At 63.5% G+C, this 13,448-nt stretch carries 14 protein-coding genes and 1 tRNA gene; 2 read left to right on the top strand and 13 right to left on the bottom strand.

The genetic code is table 11. From position 1 onward, the window contains the following. Window positions 1-41 precede the first annotated feature (41 nt). From nadS to CAG44_RS13220, 7 genes are all read right to left on the bottom strand, one after another. Complete coding sequence (gene nadS, locus CAG44_RS13250) at window positions 42-329, bottom strand: NadS family protein (RefSeq protein ID WP_075046187.1); 288 nt, start codon at window positions 327-329, stop codon at window positions 42-44. Then, complete coding sequence (locus tag CAG44_RS13245; protein ID WP_075046186.1) at window positions 326-646, bottom strand: type II toxin-antitoxin system RelE/ParE family toxin; 321 nt, start codon at window positions 644-646, stop codon at window positions 326-328. The genes nadS and CAG44_RS13245 overlap by 4 nt, the downstream gene beginning before the upstream one ends. 186 nt (window positions 647-832) lie before the next feature. Next, window positions 833-2,539, bottom strand: a complete 1,707-nt coding sequence (locus CAG44_RS13240) for a SulP family inorganic anion transporter (protein WP_075046185.1) — start codon at window positions 2,537-2,539, stop codon at window positions 833-835. A gap of 163 nt (window positions 2,540-2,702) precedes the next feature. Continuing rightward, a tRNA-Gly gene (locus CAG44_RS13235) sits at window positions 2,703-2,776 on the bottom strand. A gap of 111 nt (window positions 2,777-2,887) precedes the next feature. Next, complete coding sequence (phaG, locus tag CAG44_RS13230) at window positions 2,888-3,775, bottom strand: (R)-3-hydroxydecanoyl-ACP:CoA transacylase (protein WP_085692287.1); 888 nt, start codon at window positions 3,773-3,775, stop codon at window positions 2,888-2,890. 448 nt (window positions 3,776-4,223) lie between these two features. Continuing rightward, a complete protein-coding gene (locus tag CAG44_RS13225) occupies window positions 4,224-4,916 on the bottom strand; it encodes a pseudouridine synthase (RefSeq protein WP_015271612.1) in 693 nt (230 codons plus the stop codon). Window positions 4,917-4,925: 9 nt separating this feature from the next. Further along, window positions 4,926-5,138 carry a cysteine-rich CWC family protein gene (locus CAG44_RS13220; protein WP_085692286.1) on the bottom strand — a complete coding sequence of 71 codons (213 nt, stop codon included), beginning with the start codon at window positions 5,136-5,138 and terminating at the stop codon, window positions 4,926-4,928. 143 nt (window positions 5,139-5,281) lie between these two features. Between CAG44_RS13220 and CAG44_RS13215 the strand changes: the two genes are divergently transcribed. Continuing rightward, entirely contained in the window at window positions 5,282-5,734 is a 453-nt protein-coding gene (locus tag CAG44_RS13215; RefSeq protein WP_085692285.1) for a hypothetical protein, read from the top strand. 130 nt (window positions 5,735-5,864) lie between these two features. Here the strand turns inward: CAG44_RS13215 and CAG44_RS13210 are convergent, their stop codons facing one another. Continuing rightward, complete coding sequence (locus CAG44_RS13210; RefSeq protein ID WP_025340440.1) at window positions 5,865-6,971, bottom strand: enoyl-CoA hydratase/isomerase family protein; 1,107 nt, start codon at window positions 6,969-6,971, stop codon at window positions 5,865-5,867. Window positions 6,972-7,097: 126 nt separating this feature from the next. On the opposite strand from CAG44_RS13210, the gene ung reads away from it, so the two are divergent. Next, complete coding sequence (gene ung / locus CAG44_RS13205) at window positions 7,098-7,790, top strand: uracil-DNA glycosylase (RefSeq protein WP_085590289.1); 693 nt, start codon at window positions 7,098-7,100, stop codon at window positions 7,788-7,790. Between the two features lie 120 nt (window positions 7,791-7,910). Here the strand turns inward: ung and CAG44_RS13200 are convergent, their stop codons facing one another. The 5 genes from CAG44_RS13200 to CAG44_RS13180 all read right to left on the bottom strand — a co-directional run bounded on the left by CAG44_RS13200 (window position 7,911) and on the right by CAG44_RS13180 (window position 13,366). Continuing rightward, a complete protein-coding gene (locus CAG44_RS13200) occupies window positions 7,911-8,942 on the bottom strand; it encodes an AbrB family transcriptional regulator (RefSeq protein ID WP_085692284.1) in 1,032 nt (343 codons plus the stop codon). Then, window positions 8,935-10,449 carry a tripartite tricarboxylate transporter permease gene (locus CAG44_RS13195; protein ID WP_025340437.1) on the bottom strand — a complete coding sequence of 505 codons (1,515 nt, stop codon included), beginning with the start codon at window positions 10,447-10,449 and terminating at the stop codon, window positions 8,935-8,937. The genes CAG44_RS13200 and CAG44_RS13195 overlap by 8 nt, the downstream gene beginning before the upstream one ends. A 3-nt stretch (window positions 10,450-10,452) precedes the next feature. Continuing rightward, window positions 10,453-10,911, bottom strand: a complete 459-nt coding sequence (locus CAG44_RS13190) for a tripartite tricarboxylate transporter TctB family protein (RefSeq protein ID WP_085590285.1) — start codon at window positions 10,909-10,911, stop codon at window positions 10,453-10,455. A gap of 138 nt (window positions 10,912-11,049) precedes the next feature. After that, entirely contained in the window at window positions 11,050-12,030 is a 981-nt protein-coding gene (locus CAG44_RS13185; protein ID WP_025340435.1) for a tripartite tricarboxylate transporter substrate binding protein, read from the bottom strand. 46 nt (window positions 12,031-12,076) lie between these two features. Beyond that, window positions 12,077-13,366 carry an OprD family porin gene (locus CAG44_RS13180; protein ID WP_025340434.1) on the bottom strand — a complete coding sequence of 430 codons (1,290 nt, stop codon included), beginning with the start codon at window positions 13,364-13,366 and terminating at the stop codon, window positions 12,077-12,079. Window positions 13,367-13,448 lie beyond the last annotated feature (82 nt).

Raw genomic sequence — 13,448 nt, 5'->3', positions numbered from 1 at the left:
CAGTCGGTCACAGGTGATCATGCTGGTCAGGCGGGCCTATGTCAGTGAGCAAGGGCCTTCAGTACATGATCTGGATCGTTGCGTATCGCACGTAACAATGCCTTGGCTGGCCCGGTCGGTTCTCGTCGGCCTTGTTCCCAATTTCTCAGCGTGGCGACCTGAACATCGATCATCTCGGCAAAGCGTACTTGTGAAAGCCCTGTTGCCCTGCGGATGCTTCGTACCTGAAGAGCATCGATTGCGAATTCGCGAGACGGCGCGCACTTGCCCTGGACGATGTCGTCCATCTGTTGAACGCTCTCCATCAGTTCGTCAAAAAAGCGGTTCATGCATGCCTCCAGTGTTCAATGATGGACTTCAATGCCTTGCGCTGCTCGCTGGACAGATCGGGCTGCTCATTTTTGCCGTAGATGTAGAGCATGGCTATCTGTGATCTGGATATGAAGTGGTAGTAGATAACCCTGGCACCACCGCGTTTTCCATGCCCGTTAGCGGGCACTCGTATTTTGCGTAGGCCACCGGTTCCCTCAATCAGGTCTCCTGTCTCAGGTGAAGCCATGAGCCTGACTTGCAGCAAGCGATAGGTGTCATCATCAAGGAGTTCTCTGACTCGTTTGGTGAACAAGGTTGTTTCAGTGAAAAGCATAGCAGCGTGTACGCCATTGGCGTAGCTGCCGGTTATCCAGCGCTACAGATAAGGGAGTGCCCGGCCGTGTTTTCAGAGCGGGAAAACGAGGCTAGCGAACAAGGTTGTCGCTAGCCCATCATCCCTTTCCGAATGCCGATTAGTCCTTTCCTCTGTAGGAGGCAAATTTGTGGCATCAACTCGCCGTCAGCCTTGTTCGGTCACCTTCACAATACGACTCCTGTTGCGCCAAACCCGATAGGCGCGAATGCCCGCCCGCACCGAGCCGAACAGCAGTTTGTCTTCCATCTCGCGGGCCATCCCCGAGCGCACCAGCATGCGCAGGAAGGTGCCGCGGGCGCGGGCGATGGCGAAGAAGATGCCCTGGGCGGCCAGGGTGTCGCGCACTTCGCGCAGGGCGGCGATACCGCTGACGTCGATGCTGGTTACCGCTTCGGCATCGAACAGCACGGCCTTGGGCTGGTCCTGGCTCTGCACCGCCTCGAGCAGGCGCATCTTGAAGTAGTCGGCGTTGAAGAACAGGATCGCGTCGTCGAAGCGGTACACCACCAGGCCTGGCACGGTGCGGGCATCCTTGTGTTTGCGGATGTCCACCTGGCCTTCGGTGCCCGGCAGCCAGCCCAGCACCGCGTCGGTGGGCTGATAGATGCTGTACAGCAGGCGCAGGATTGCCAGGGTCACGGCAAACACGATACCGGGTAGTACGCCCAGACTCAGCACGCCGACCGTGGTCAGCAGGCACAGCCAGAACTCGAAGCGGCTCAGGCGTCGAATGTGCCCCAGCGACTTGATGTCGATCAGCCCCCAGCCGGCCATCAGCAGCACGGCGCCCAGCGCGGCCTGCGGGATCCACGCCATCGGCGCGGTGAAGAACAGCAGGATCAGGGCGATGACCAGCGCGGCGATGATGCCCACCAGTTGGCTCTTGCCACCGACCATGTCGTTGACCGCCGTGCGCGAGTCTGCGCCGCTGATGGCAAAACCCTGGGAAACGCCGGCAGCCAGGTTGCTTACGCCCAGGGCGACGAATTCGTGGTTGGCGTTGATCGCGTAGCCGTGCCGGGCGGCAAAGCTGCGTGCGGTGAGCATGGCGCTGCAGAAGCTGACGGTGGCGATACCCAAGGCGTCGCGCAGCAGGCTTTTCATTTCTGCCAGGTTACTGTGTGGCCAGGCCAGCTGCGGGATGCCGGCAGGGACCGGGCCGAGAATGGCGACGCCGAAGCGGTCGAGGCCGAACAGGCCGACCAACAGCATGAACAGCGCCACTACCGTCAGCGCCGCAGGCAGGCGGGGGTAGCGCCGTGGCAGCCAGATCAGCAGGCCCAGAGCGGCGAGACCGATGAGCAGCGTCACCCAGTGGATTTCGCCCAGGCGCTGGAAGAAGTTGATCAGGCTGAGGATGAAGCCGTCACCCTCGATCTTGAACCCCACCACCTTGGACAACTGCCCGGCGATCAGGCTCAGGCCGATACCGTTGAGATAGCCGATCAGGATCGGCCGCGAGAAGAAGCTGGCGATGAACCCGGCCCGGGCCACCCCGGCCGCGATCAGCATTACCCCGACCAGCAAGGTGACGATCACCGACAGTTCGGCAATCCGGTGCGGCTCGCCCATGGCCAACGGCGCCACGGCGCCTGCGATCATCGCGCAGGTTGCGGCGTCAGGGCCGACCATCAGCTGGCGCGAGCTGCCGATCAGGGCGTAGACCATCATCGGCAGCACACAGGCGTACAGGCCGTACTGCGGCGGCAGGCCGACGATCTGCGCGTAGGCGATGGCTATGGGAATCTGGATCGCTGCCACCGAGAGGCCGGCCTGCAGGTCGGCGTGGAACCACTCGCGGCGGTAGTGCAGCAGGTTGGCAAGGCCTGGTAGCCAGCGGGAGAGAAACATGCGTCGTCCTTTCGAAATGCTTCACGAATCCATCCACGCATTGAAGCGGATCGGCAGGCAAATGGCCATGGGGCAGGTCAAAGGGAGGGGAGAAACGAAAAAAGGAGCCTGGGCTCCTTTTAACAGCGATGACGTTGCGGGAACGCCATGCGGGAATGCGATGTGGAGCGGGTAGAGGGAATCGAACCCTCAACTAAAGCTTGGGAAGCTTTCGTTTTGCCACTAAACTATACCCGCGTTTGCGCAGCACTTTTTACCAGAACCCTCAACGAATTAGAAGCCCAAGTTATAAAAAAGCTTGTCGGCGCCCCCTGGCTTGCGGGTCTCATCCACAGGACGCCGAGCTGCTCAGATGGCCAATGCATGCTGCCCCTGTTTTACAGGCTGGTAACGGTGACGAGGTTCACGCATGGTTGGCTTCAGGAACCCCAGCATGACGCTGCGGGTGTCCTCGCAAGCGGTCTTGTTTTCCATGTCCAGGAAGTGGCCTGCATCGCGGATCACGCTGAAGTGGCTGCGGCCCACGTGCTTGCTGAACTGCCGCGCATCTTCGACCGTGGTGTACTCGTCGCGGTCGCCGTTGATGAACAGTACCGGGATGTCGATATTGCGTGCACCATCCAGCGCCCGCTCCAGGTCATGTTGCAGCACCTCGTTGATGTGGAAGTGCATCTGCGCGTACTCGTGGCTGTCCAGGCTGCTGACGTGGCGGTAGTTGAAGCGCTTGAACAGTGACGGCAGGTGCTTGCCGATGGTGTCGTTGACCAGGTTGCCGACCTGATAGCGGTCGCAGGCGGCCAGGTACTGGCAACCACGGTCCAGGTAGTCGCGCATCGGTTCGTTGATCACCGGCGAGAAAGAACTCACTACAGCCTTCTTCACACCCCGCGGCTGGTGCGCCAGCGCCAGCAGCGTACTTGCGCCACCCCACGAGAACGACATCACGTGGTCTGCCTGGAAGTGCTCGATCAGCTCGAGGAGGATATGTGCTTCGGTCTCCTTGCTGATAAGGCGTTCCTGCCGATTGTGCGGCTTGGATTTGCCCGCGTATGGCTGGTCGAACAGTACAACGTTGAACTGCGGGTGCAGGTTACGTACCGTCTGGGCGAACGAGGCCGTGGTGGCCAGCGAGCCATTGATCAAAATGATCGTATTCTCGGCCGCATCCGCGCGATAGAACTCCGTGTAAACCCGATACTGACCTTGGATATCAAGTACAGCGATTTCTGGCCTCATGTCATCGACTCCTGGCGCAAAAAGGGTATTCGCGTCACCTAGGGTGCACGTTCTTTATGACAGGTAGGCATTTGCCTGAAGAGAAACCGGGGGGCCCTGTGTCGATCCTTGGCACGTGCGTCGACGGTATTGTTTTTGGTGGGCAATTTGCCGTGCCCCAAGGCATCGAGGCCCTGGGTGGCCGGCAAAAGGTGTCTTCGACTGCGGGCGTGACTTGGTAGTCACATGCAGACTGACGATTTGGATTCAAGCAGTGGGTCGGGGATCCCGCAAGTGCCGTTCGGGGGAAAATGTGACTTTTGTCGCTGAGCGGTCGTATGACGACCCTGATCTGTCTGGTCCGGCCTCTTCGCGGGCTCGCCCGCTCCCACAGGGATCACACCAACCCGGAGGCCTGTGGTGTACCTGTGGGAGCGGGCGTGCCCGCGAAGAGGCCGGAACAGCCAACCTAGACCGTCGCTATTTCATCCGCCGTCAGCTCACGAAACGCCCCTGGCGCCAACCCCGGGTCCAGCCGGATCGCCCCCATGCTCTCCCGATGCAACCCCACCACCTTGTTGTCGAAATGGCCGAACATGCGCTTCACCTGGTGATAGCGTCCTTCGACGATCGACAGCCGTGCCTGGCGCGGCCCGAGGATGTCCAGCTGGGCGGGCAAGGTGGTGAGGTCTTCGAAGGCGAAGTAGAAGCCCTCGAGGAACTTGGCCACATAGTGCTCGCCAATCTCGTCCTCGGTTTGCACCAGGTAGTGCTTGGGCAGCTTGGTCGCGGGCTGGGTAAGCCGGCGTGACCATTGGCCATCGTTGGTCAGGATCATCAAGCCCGTGGTGTTGAAGTCCAGCCGCCCGGCAATGTGCAGGTCCTCACGCAAACCGGCTGGCAGCAGGTCGAGCACAGTGCGGTGTTGCGGGTCCTGGGTGGCGCTGACGCAGCCAGCGGGCTTGTGCAGCATCAGGTAGCGCGCCGGGCGGCCAGCCTGCAGCAGCTGGTCGTCCAGCTCCACGCGGCTGAACTCGCGCACCTCGGCCAGCGGGTCGCTGACCACCTGGCCATCCACCCGCACACGGCGTTGCGCGAGCATCAGGCGGACTTGCTGGCGGTTGTGGCTGGGCAGGTTGGCGAGGAAACGGTCGAGGCGCATGGCAAACGGTCAGTCGGAAGCGGGGGAGCGAAGTTGTTCTTCGACGGCGGCGCAGCGCGGGCACAGGCAGGCTTTGTCGCGCAGCTCGGGGGGCAGGGCCTCGAGCACGGCAGGGTCGATGGTCACGCTGTAACACCAGCAGGCCTGGGTGGCCCGGCGCGGGTCGGCCAGGCTGCACTGGTTGAGGGCGCCGCAAGCGGGGCAGTGCTGGTTGTCGGGCATGGCTGCCGCTCACCTGTATCAAATTGTTGCAGAAATGGCACTGCACCTTGGCGGCACTGTCTTATTCAATGTCGATGATCGCATTTCGCATCGATGCTCGCCAGCGCCGCTGTTCGGGCACTCCAGCGGTCCAGGAGGCCGCCATGTCCTATCGAATCCTGTTGATCGCCCTGCTGGGGCTGATGACTTCCGCCTGCGTTCCGTACTACGAGAGCGGGGGCTATTACCGGTCGGACCACTACTACTCCGACCGTTATGTATCACCGGATTATTACCGCTATGACCGCTATTACGTAACGCCGCAACAGCGCTATTACTACCAGCCGGCGCCGCGTTACTACTACCGCTCGGCGCCTGCGCCTCACTACCGGTCTCACCCACAGCCGGGGATGAAGCAGTGGTATGGCAACCCTCGCAATGACTATGGCAACCGCCAGCGGTATGACTATGGGCGCGACCGGGACCGTCATGATTATCGCGGTGGCAGCCAGCGCTACCAGCAGCATGACCGTTGGCACTCCAACGGGCGGGGGGATGGTGACCGGCGCGGGGACGGGCGGCGTGGGCACGGGCAAGGGGGGAACTGGCAGCGGTAGATGAATTGAAAATCGGGGGCGCGGTGCGCCCCTTTCGCGACGCAAGGCCGCTCCCACAGGGGACCGCGATCCGTTTGTAGGAGCGGCCTTGTGTCGCGATGGGCTGCAAGGCAGCCCCAACTTCTCGAAGCTACCCGAGATCCGCCAGCGGATGCCGCCCCTCCCACACCTTGGCAAAATGCGCTTCCACCACCGCCGCCGGCACTTGCGCCACATCGGGCCAGTGCCAGTGCGGCTGGTTGTCCTTGTCCAGCAAGCGCGCACGCACGCCCTCGCTGAACTCCGGGTGGCGGCAGCAGTTCAGGCTCATGCTGTACTCCATCTGAAACACCTGCGCCAACGACAGGTGCCGTGCCCGGCGGATCTGTTCCCACACCAGATGTGCGGTCAGCGGGCAACCTTCATGCAACCGTTGGCCGGCATCTGCCAGCAGCGGGTCGTCGTGGTGCTTTAGCCCCTCCAGCGCACGCCAGGCGGCGGCTGCGTCGGCCACGTCGAGCAACTGATCGATTACCTGTCGCCGCGGCAGCCACTGGGCCTCGGGCAACTCGGCGCAGGCGCGGTGCTGTTCGGCCTTGAGCAGGCTGTTCAGTTGCAGGGCAGTCTGTTCCTGCCAGTTCAGTTGCAGCAGTTCTTCGATCAGCGCCTCTTGCTGGTACTCACCCAGAAAGCGGTCGGCCAGGCCCAGGTCCAAGGCGTCGTGGGCATTGATCGGCGCGCCTGTCAGGCCGAGGAACAACCCCAGCTTGCCCGGCAGGCGCGCAAGGAACCAGCTGGCGCCCACATCCGGGTACAGGCCGATGCTGATTTCCGGCATGGCCAGCCGACTGCTGGGGGTGACGATACGTACATTGGCGCCCTGCAGCAGGCCCATGCCGCCGCCCAGCACATGCCCGTGCCCCCAGCACAGCAGCGGCTTGGGATAGGTGTGCAGGGCAAAGTCCAGGCGATATTCGGCGGCGAAGAAGGTGGCGGCCAGCGGGGGTACGCTGCCGGGGTGGTCGCGGCAGGCTTGCACCAGCGCACGCACATCACCGCCGGCACAGAAGGCCTTGGCACCGTTGCCGCGCAGCAGCACGCAAACGATCCCTGGGTCGCGAGCCCAGGCGTGCAACTGTTCACCCAATACCTCGATCATCGGCAGGTTCAGGGCATTGAGCGCCTTGGGCGCATCCAGGGTGGCGATGCCGATGCGGGCGCCATCGGCGCCGGTGAGTACCTCGCAATGAATGGTCATGGACTACCTCGCGCAAGTCATCGGACAAGTATGGCTTGCCTGGCCGAACATGCCGGTCGTCGGTCGGATCGTTTGACAAGCGGGAAGGGCTTACCTAGTGTCGCGCCATTGTTTATGGAAGGCCCCATGACTGACGACGATCGCATCAAACTCGAACCCAGCTGGAAGGCTGCCTTGCGCGCCGAATTCGACCAGCCCTACATGCATCAGCTGCGCGAGTTCCTGCGCGGCGAGTACGCCGCCGGCAAAGAGATCTACCCGCCAGGGCCGTTGATCTTCAATGCGCTCAACTCGACGCCGCTGGACCAGGTGAAGGTGGTCATCCTCGGCCAGGACCCGTACCACGGGCCGGGCCAGGCGCATGGCCTGTGCTTCTCGGTGCAGCCGGGCGTGGCCACGCCACCGTCACTGGTCAACATCTACAAGGAGCTGCAGCGCGACCTGAACATCCCGATTGCCAACCATGGCTACCTGCAGAGCTGGGCCGAGCAGGGCGTGCTGTTGCTCAACACGACCATGACCGTGGAGCGCGCCAATGCCGCGTCGCATGCCAAGAAAGGCTGGGAGTTCTTTACCGACCGGGTCATCCAGGTGGTCAGCGAGCAGTGCCCGAACGTGGTGTTCCTGCTGTGGGGCTCGCATGCGCAAAGCAAGCAGAAGCTGATCGACGGGACCAAGCACCTGGTGCTGAAATCGGTGCATCCATCGCCGTTGTCGGCTTACCGTGGGTTCCTGGGGTGCGGGCATTTCAGCCGGGCCAACAGTTTCCTCGAGCAGCGCGGGCTGGCGCCGATCAACTGGGCATTGCCACCGCTCTGATCACCTGAAAGAACGCGTCGCCTGCTTCGCGGGCTTGCCCGCTCCCACAGGGATAGCACCTGCCTTGAGGGCGGTGCAGTACCTGTGGGAGCGGGCAAGCCCGCGAAGCAGGCGACGCGATTATTCCGAGTTGGTGTTCCACACCCGGAACAACGGCTCTGCCAGAAACAGCACGAACAACAAGCGCATCACCTGCAGCGCCGTCACCAGCGGCACCGACAGTTGCAGGGTCTCTGCCGTCAGGCTCATCTCGGCAATTCCGCCCGGCATCATCCCCAATGTCAGCGAACGCAGGTCCAGCGCGGTCATCACGCTCAATACCCAAGCGGCGCTGCCGGCAATCGCCATGCACAACGCCGTGGCCACCAGGGTACGCCCCAGGAACGACGGTGCGCGGCGGAAGAACGCGCGGTTGAAGTGGCAGGCCAGGCCACTGCCGATCAACCACTGGCCGATCTGGCTGGCGCCATTGGGCAGGGTTATCTGCAGGTTGCCCACCAGGCTCACGGTGGCTGCCACCAGCAATGGCCCGAACAGCCACGGGTTGGGCTGGCGCAAGCGCTGCCAGAGCAGGGCGACGGCAACGCCCAGCGGCGCAATCAGCGCCAGCCAGCCCCAGCTCACACTTCCGGTGTGATTCAGCGGTACTCCGTCACCCAGCAGGAACTTGAACAGCGCCGGCACGCACAGTACTACCGCCAGCACGCGCAGGCTCTGCGCCGCCGCTACCTGGCTGAGCACCGCGCCGTTGCGCGCGCCAAGGTTGACCATCTCCCCCGAACCGCCCGGCATGCTGGCGAAGAATGCCGTGGCACGGTCTTCACCGGTGCGCCGCAACAGCCATACGCTGATCACGCTGGACAGGGTGGTGAACAGCGCGCCGAAAAAGATCAACGCGAAATGGCTGGCCACCTGCTCGATCACCGCCGGGGTGAAGTGCAGGCCGATACCTATGCCGATGATCCACTGCCCGCATTTGCGACCATTGGGGATTTCCGGCAGCTGCCAGGGTGTCAGGCAGCGTACCAGGATGATCGCCAGCAACGAGCCGACCATCCACGGCAAAGGCCAGCCGACCTTGCTGGCGGCAAAACCGCCAGCGAGGCCGACCAGCCCGGTCGCGACAAACAACGGCAACGAGCGATCAGGCATCGGCCATCGCCCGGCGCTGCTGGCTGCGTTTGCGCCAGATGCGCAGCAGCGGCAGGGTCAGCATGCAAATGGTCAGTACCCATACCGACATGCTGATCGGGCTCGACCAGAGGATGCCCAGTTCGCCGTTGGAGATCGACAGCGCCCGGCGCAGGTTCTGCTCCATCAGCCCACCGAGGATGAAGCCGAGCAGGATCGGCGAAAGCGGGAAGTCCAGCTTGCGCAGGATATAGCCCATGATGCCGATGCCGACCATCAGGAACAGGTCGAAGGTGGTGGCATGCACGGCGTACACCCCGATCCCCGTGATGATGGCGATCACCGGCACCAGCGCCCAGTTCGGCACGGCGAGGATGCGGGTGAAGATGCGGATCATCGGGATGTTGAGGATCACCAGCATGATGTTGGCGATGAACAGCGAGGCGATCAGGCCCCAGACGATGTCTGGCTGCTGTTCGAACAGCAGTGGGCCCGGGGTGATGTTGTACAAGGTCAGCGCACCGATCATCACCGCGGTGGTGCCCGAGCCGGGTACGCCCAGGGTCAGCATCGGTACCAGTGCGCCACAGCAGGAGGCGCCGATGGCGGTTTCCGGGGCGGCCAGGCCGCGGGCGTCGCCCTTGCCGAACTTGCCCTTGTCACCTGCCAGGCGTTTTTCGGTCATGTAGGCCACGGCGCTGGCCAGTGTCGCACCGGCGCCAGGCAGCACACCCATGATGAAACCCAGCAGGCCGCAGCGGATGTTGACCACGAACACCGAGGCCGCTTCCTTGAAGTTGAACAGCATGCGCCCGGTGGCCTTGACTGCCTGGTGGCCATGGTGGGTCTTTTCCAGCAGCAGGAGGATTTCGCTGATGGAGAACAGGCCCAGCACTAGCACCACGAACTGGATGCCGTCGGCCAGATGCACGCTGTCGCCGGTGAAGCGGTACACGCCACTGTTGGCGTCGATGCCGACTGCCGACAGGAACAGGCCGATCAGTGCGGCAATGAAGGTTTTCAGCGGCTTGTCGCCGGCCATGCCACCGAGGGCGACGATGGCGAACACCATCAGCACGAAGTACTCCGCCGGGCCGAAGGCGATTGCCCATTTCGCCAGCAGCGGGGCGAACAGCACCATGCCGCAGGTGGCGATCAGCGCACCGATGAACGAACTCCAGGCCGACAGCGACAGCGCTACGCCAGCCAGGCCATTGCGGGCCATCGGGTAGCCATCGAGGGTGGTCATCACGGTCGAGGCTTCGCCGGGGATGTTCAGCAGGATCGAACTTATGCGCCCCCCGTACTCGCAGCCCAGGTACACCGCCGCCAGCAGGATCAGCGCCGACTCCGGCGGCAGGCCGAGGGCGAAGGCGATGGGGATCAGCAAGGCCACGCCGTTGATCGGGCCCAGGCCCGGCAGCAGGCCGACCACGGTGCCGATCAGCGTGCCGGAGAGGGCGGTGACCAGGTTGTAGGGGGACAGGGCGACGCCGAAGCCCTGGCCCAGGTAGCTCAAGGTATCCATGTGTCAGTTCTCCAGTACGCTCAGCAGGCCAAGGGGCAGGGGCACGTCCATCACGCGGTCGAACAGCCAGTAGAGGAACAGGCTCATGCCCACCACCACGATGGCGCTGTGCAGCCAGCGGCCGCCGTACAGGCGGGCCATAGGCACGCCAACCAGGATGGCGCTTAGGATGAAGCCCAAGGCTTCGAAGGTGCTGGCGAAAACGATCAGCAGGCCGACGCAGGCGGTGATCTTGATCAGGGTTTCGCGGTCCAGCTCTGGTTCGTCGTCCTTGCGCACGATGGGCGTGGGGCGGAACACCAGGTACAGCAGGCCCAGGCAAAGCAGGCCGAGCATCAACAGCGGGTAGGCGCGCGGGCCCACCGGTTCATAGGAAAACGCCGCCTGGTAAGGCCAGGCCATCACGGCCAGGGCGGCGCACACCGCCAGCAGGGCCAGGGCGAAGATGCGTTGCAGGATCATCAGAGAGTCCTCATTGAGCACGGACTCTGTGGGAGCGGGCGTGCCCGCGAACACCGGCAACGCCGGTGCCAGGCACCGCGGTGTCTTCTTCGCGGGCACGCCCGCTCCCACAGGGATCAGTGAAAGATCGTGGGTGGCTTACTGGATCAGGCCAAACTCCCTGGCCAGTGCCTTGTAGTCAGCCACTTGCTTCTTCACATAGCCGTCCAGCTCTGCACCGGTCATGGCGAAGGGGAACAGTTCGCGCTGGTCACGCAGCTTGGCGAAGTCTTCCGAGGCCAGCATCTTGTCGAATGACTGTTTCCACCAGGCGTAGTCCTCGTCGCTCACCTTTGGCCCCAGGTAGAAACCGCGTACCACCGGCCAGACGATGTCGTAGCCCTGCTCCTTGGCGGTGGGGATGTCTTTCATCTCGGGCTCGTCCAGGCGGTTTTCCGAGAACACCGCGAGGATGCGCATGTTGCCGCTCTGAATGTGCGGCATGGAGTCGGAGATGTCGGTCGAGCCTACCTGGATATGCCCGCCCAGCAACGCCGTGGCGATTTCGCCGCCGCCTTCCAGGGCCACGTAGCGCAGGTCACGCGGGTTGATGCCGGCGGCCTTGGCGATTAGGGCGGTCTGCATCCAGTCCTGGCTGCCGACCGTACCGCCGGAGCCGATCACCACCTTGCTCGGGTCTTTCTTCAGCGCCGCGACCAGGTCGTCGAGGGTCTTGTAGGGCGAGTCGCTTTTCACTGCGATGGCGCCGTAGCTGGTGCCGACGGCGGCCAGCCATTTCACCGCGTTTTCGTCAAAGCGGCCGAACTTGCCCTGGGCCAGGTTCAGCAGCGAGCCGCTGGACCAGGCCACCAGGGTGCCGGCATCGGCCGGGCGCTGGGCGACCACGGCGTTGTAGGCCACCGCGCCGACACCGCCGGGCATGTAGGTGACGCGCATCGGCTTGGTGAGGATCTTTTCCTGCACCAGGGCGCTCTGCACCAGTTTGCAGGTCAGGTCGAAGCCGCCGCCGGGCGAGGCGGGGGCAATGCATTCGGGGCGTTTCGGTTCGGCAGCAAGGGCGTTGCCGGCCAGCAGCAGGCAGCCGGTAGCAAGGACGAGGCGGCGCAGTGAAAAGGTCATCGTCTATCTCCGTGAGCGTTGTTGTTATCAAGTTATCGCTATGGGGTTACCACAGCGCCACGCTGTAGCTCACCAGCAGCCGCACCTCGTCCGCGTCGCGGGCGAAGTTGGAGCGGAAGGTGGCGTTGCGCAGGCGCACGGCGACGTTCTTCAACGGGCCGCTTTGTACCACGTACTTCAGTTCGGTGTTGCGCTCCCACTCCTTGCCCTCGCCACCGGCCGCGCGGCTGACGTTGTCGCCGCTGATATAGCGGGTCATGAAGGTCAGGCCGGGCACGCCGAGTGCGGCGAAGTTGTAGTCGTAGCGCGCCTGCCAGGAGCGCTCGTCGGCGCCGGCGAAGTCGTTGATCTGGACGAAGTTGACCAGGTACGGGTCGGCACCATCGACGTACGGGAAGGCGCTGTCGCCGGACAGCTGCTGCCAGGCGGCGCTGACCTTGTGCCCGCCCAGGGCGTAGCTGAGCATGCCGTTGACGGTGGTGTTGTCGATGTTGCCGGCCTTGGCGGCGCCGGCGTCGTCACTCACCGCCAGGCGCAGGTCGGCGCCGAAGGTGCCCGGGCCCCATGGCTGGGTGGCGACCATGCCGATGAAGTGCTGGCGGTAGATATCGTCGAGCTGGGCAAAGTGGTAGCTGCCGGTGATGCGATCGGTGAACTGGTAGTCGAGGCCGGCCAGGTCTAGGTTGTCGGCGCTGAACGAGCCACCGAAGCGGCCGTTCTTGTTGTTCAGGGCCAGGTCTTCCCAGTTGGTGTCGTTGCGGTCCTTGGCCTTGTCCAGTCGGCCGCCGGTGAAGGTCAGGCCCTTGACCTCCTTCGAGGTGAGCAGGCCGCCTTCGAAGGTTTGCGGCAGGATGCGCCCATCGTTGGGCTGCAGGGTCGGCAGTTCGGGGATCAGCGTGCCGATCTTCAGTTCGGTCTGCGACACCTTCACCTTGCCGGTCAGGCCGAGCTTGGAGTACTCGTCGGCGGCCTTGCCGTCATCGTGGGTCGGCAGCAGGCCGGTGTCGGTGCGGTCGGGGCTGGAGTCGAGCTTGATGCCGAGCATGCCCAGCGCATCCAGGCCGAAGCCCACGGTGCCATCGGTGTAGCCAGACTCGAAGTTGAGCATGAAGCCCTGGGCCCACTCGTCGCGCTTGGATTGCTGCGCACTGGTGCCGTCGCGGAAGTCGCGGTTGAAGTACATGTTGCGGGTTTCGAAGGTGGCCGTGCTGTCTTCGAAGAAGGCGGCCTGGCTCATCGGGGCGACACCGGCAAGCGCAAGGGCGCTGGCGATGGCGGAGGGGCGTGCGGCAAAGGAACGGGTAGGCGCGAACGCCTGCGGCTGCGATGACAGCATCACTGATGGCTCCGTTTATTGTTCTTATTCGTTGCACCTTGCTGGTGCTTTTTTCGGCGCGAAGGGCGACCGTGGTGCGATG

It is taken from the genome of Pseudomonas sp. B13(2017) (assembly GCF_002113245.1).
Classification (GTDB): domain Bacteria; phylum Pseudomonadota; class Gammaproteobacteria; order Pseudomonadales; family Pseudomonadaceae; genus Aquipseudomonas; species Aquipseudomonas putida_Z.
Note: the sequence above shows the minus strand (reverse complement) of the source record. Positions and strands in the feature narration are given on the sequence as shown.

What these genes read in the sequence shown, in the direction of transcription:
- nadS (WP_075046187.1), bottom strand. Translation starts at nt 329, where the DNA reads ATGAACCGCTTTTTTGACGAACTGATGGAGAGCGTTCAACAGATGGAC.
- CAG44_RS13245 (WP_075046186.1), bottom strand. Translation starts at nt 646, where the DNA reads ATGCTTTTCACTGAAACAACCTTGTTCACCAAACGAGTCAGAGAACTC.
- CAG44_RS13240 (WP_075046185.1), bottom strand. Translation starts at nt 2,539, where the DNA reads ATGTTTCTCTCCCGCTGGCTACCAGGCCTTGCCAACCTGCTGCACTAC.
- phaG (WP_085692287.1), bottom strand. Translation starts at nt 3,775, where the DNA reads ATGAGGCCAGAAATCGCTGTACTTGATATCCAAGGTCAGTATCGGGTT.
- CAG44_RS13225 (WP_015271612.1), bottom strand. Translation starts at nt 4,916, where the DNA reads ATGCGCCTCGACCGTTTCCTCGCCAACCTGCCCAGCCACAACCGCCAG.
- CAG44_RS13220 (WP_085692286.1), bottom strand. Translation starts at nt 5,138, where the DNA reads ATGCCCGACAACCAGCACTGCCCCGCTTGCGGCGCCCTCAACCAGTGC.
- CAG44_RS13215 (WP_085692285.1), top strand. Translation starts at nt 5,282, where the DNA reads ATGTCCTATCGAATCCTGTTGATCGCCCTGCTGGGGCTGATGACTTCC.
- CAG44_RS13210 (WP_025340440.1), bottom strand. Translation starts at nt 6,971, where the DNA reads ATGACCATTCATTGCGAGGTACTCACCGGCGCCGATGGCGCCCGCATC.
- ung (WP_085590289.1), top strand. Translation starts at nt 7,098, where the DNA reads ATGACTGACGACGATCGCATCAAACTCGAACCCAGCTGGAAGGCTGCC.
- CAG44_RS13200 (WP_085692284.1), bottom strand. Translation starts at nt 8,942, where the DNA reads ATGCCTGATCGCTCGTTGCCGTTGTTTGTCGCGACCGGGCTGGTCGGC.
- CAG44_RS13195 (WP_025340437.1), bottom strand. Translation starts at nt 10,449, where the DNA reads ATGGATACCTTGAGCTACCTGGGCCAGGGCTTCGGCGTCGCCCTGTCC.
- CAG44_RS13190 (WP_085590285.1), bottom strand. Translation starts at nt 10,911, where the DNA reads ATGATCCTGCAACGCATCTTCGCCCTGGCCCTGCTGGCGGTGTGCGCC.
- CAG44_RS13185 (WP_025340435.1), bottom strand. Translation starts at nt 12,030, where the DNA reads ATGACCTTTTCACTGCGCCGCCTCGTCCTTGCTACCGGCTGCCTGCTG.
- CAG44_RS13180 (WP_025340434.1), bottom strand. Translation starts at nt 13,366, where the DNA reads ATGCTGTCATCGCAGCCGCAGGCGTTCGCGCCTACCCGTTCCTTTGCC.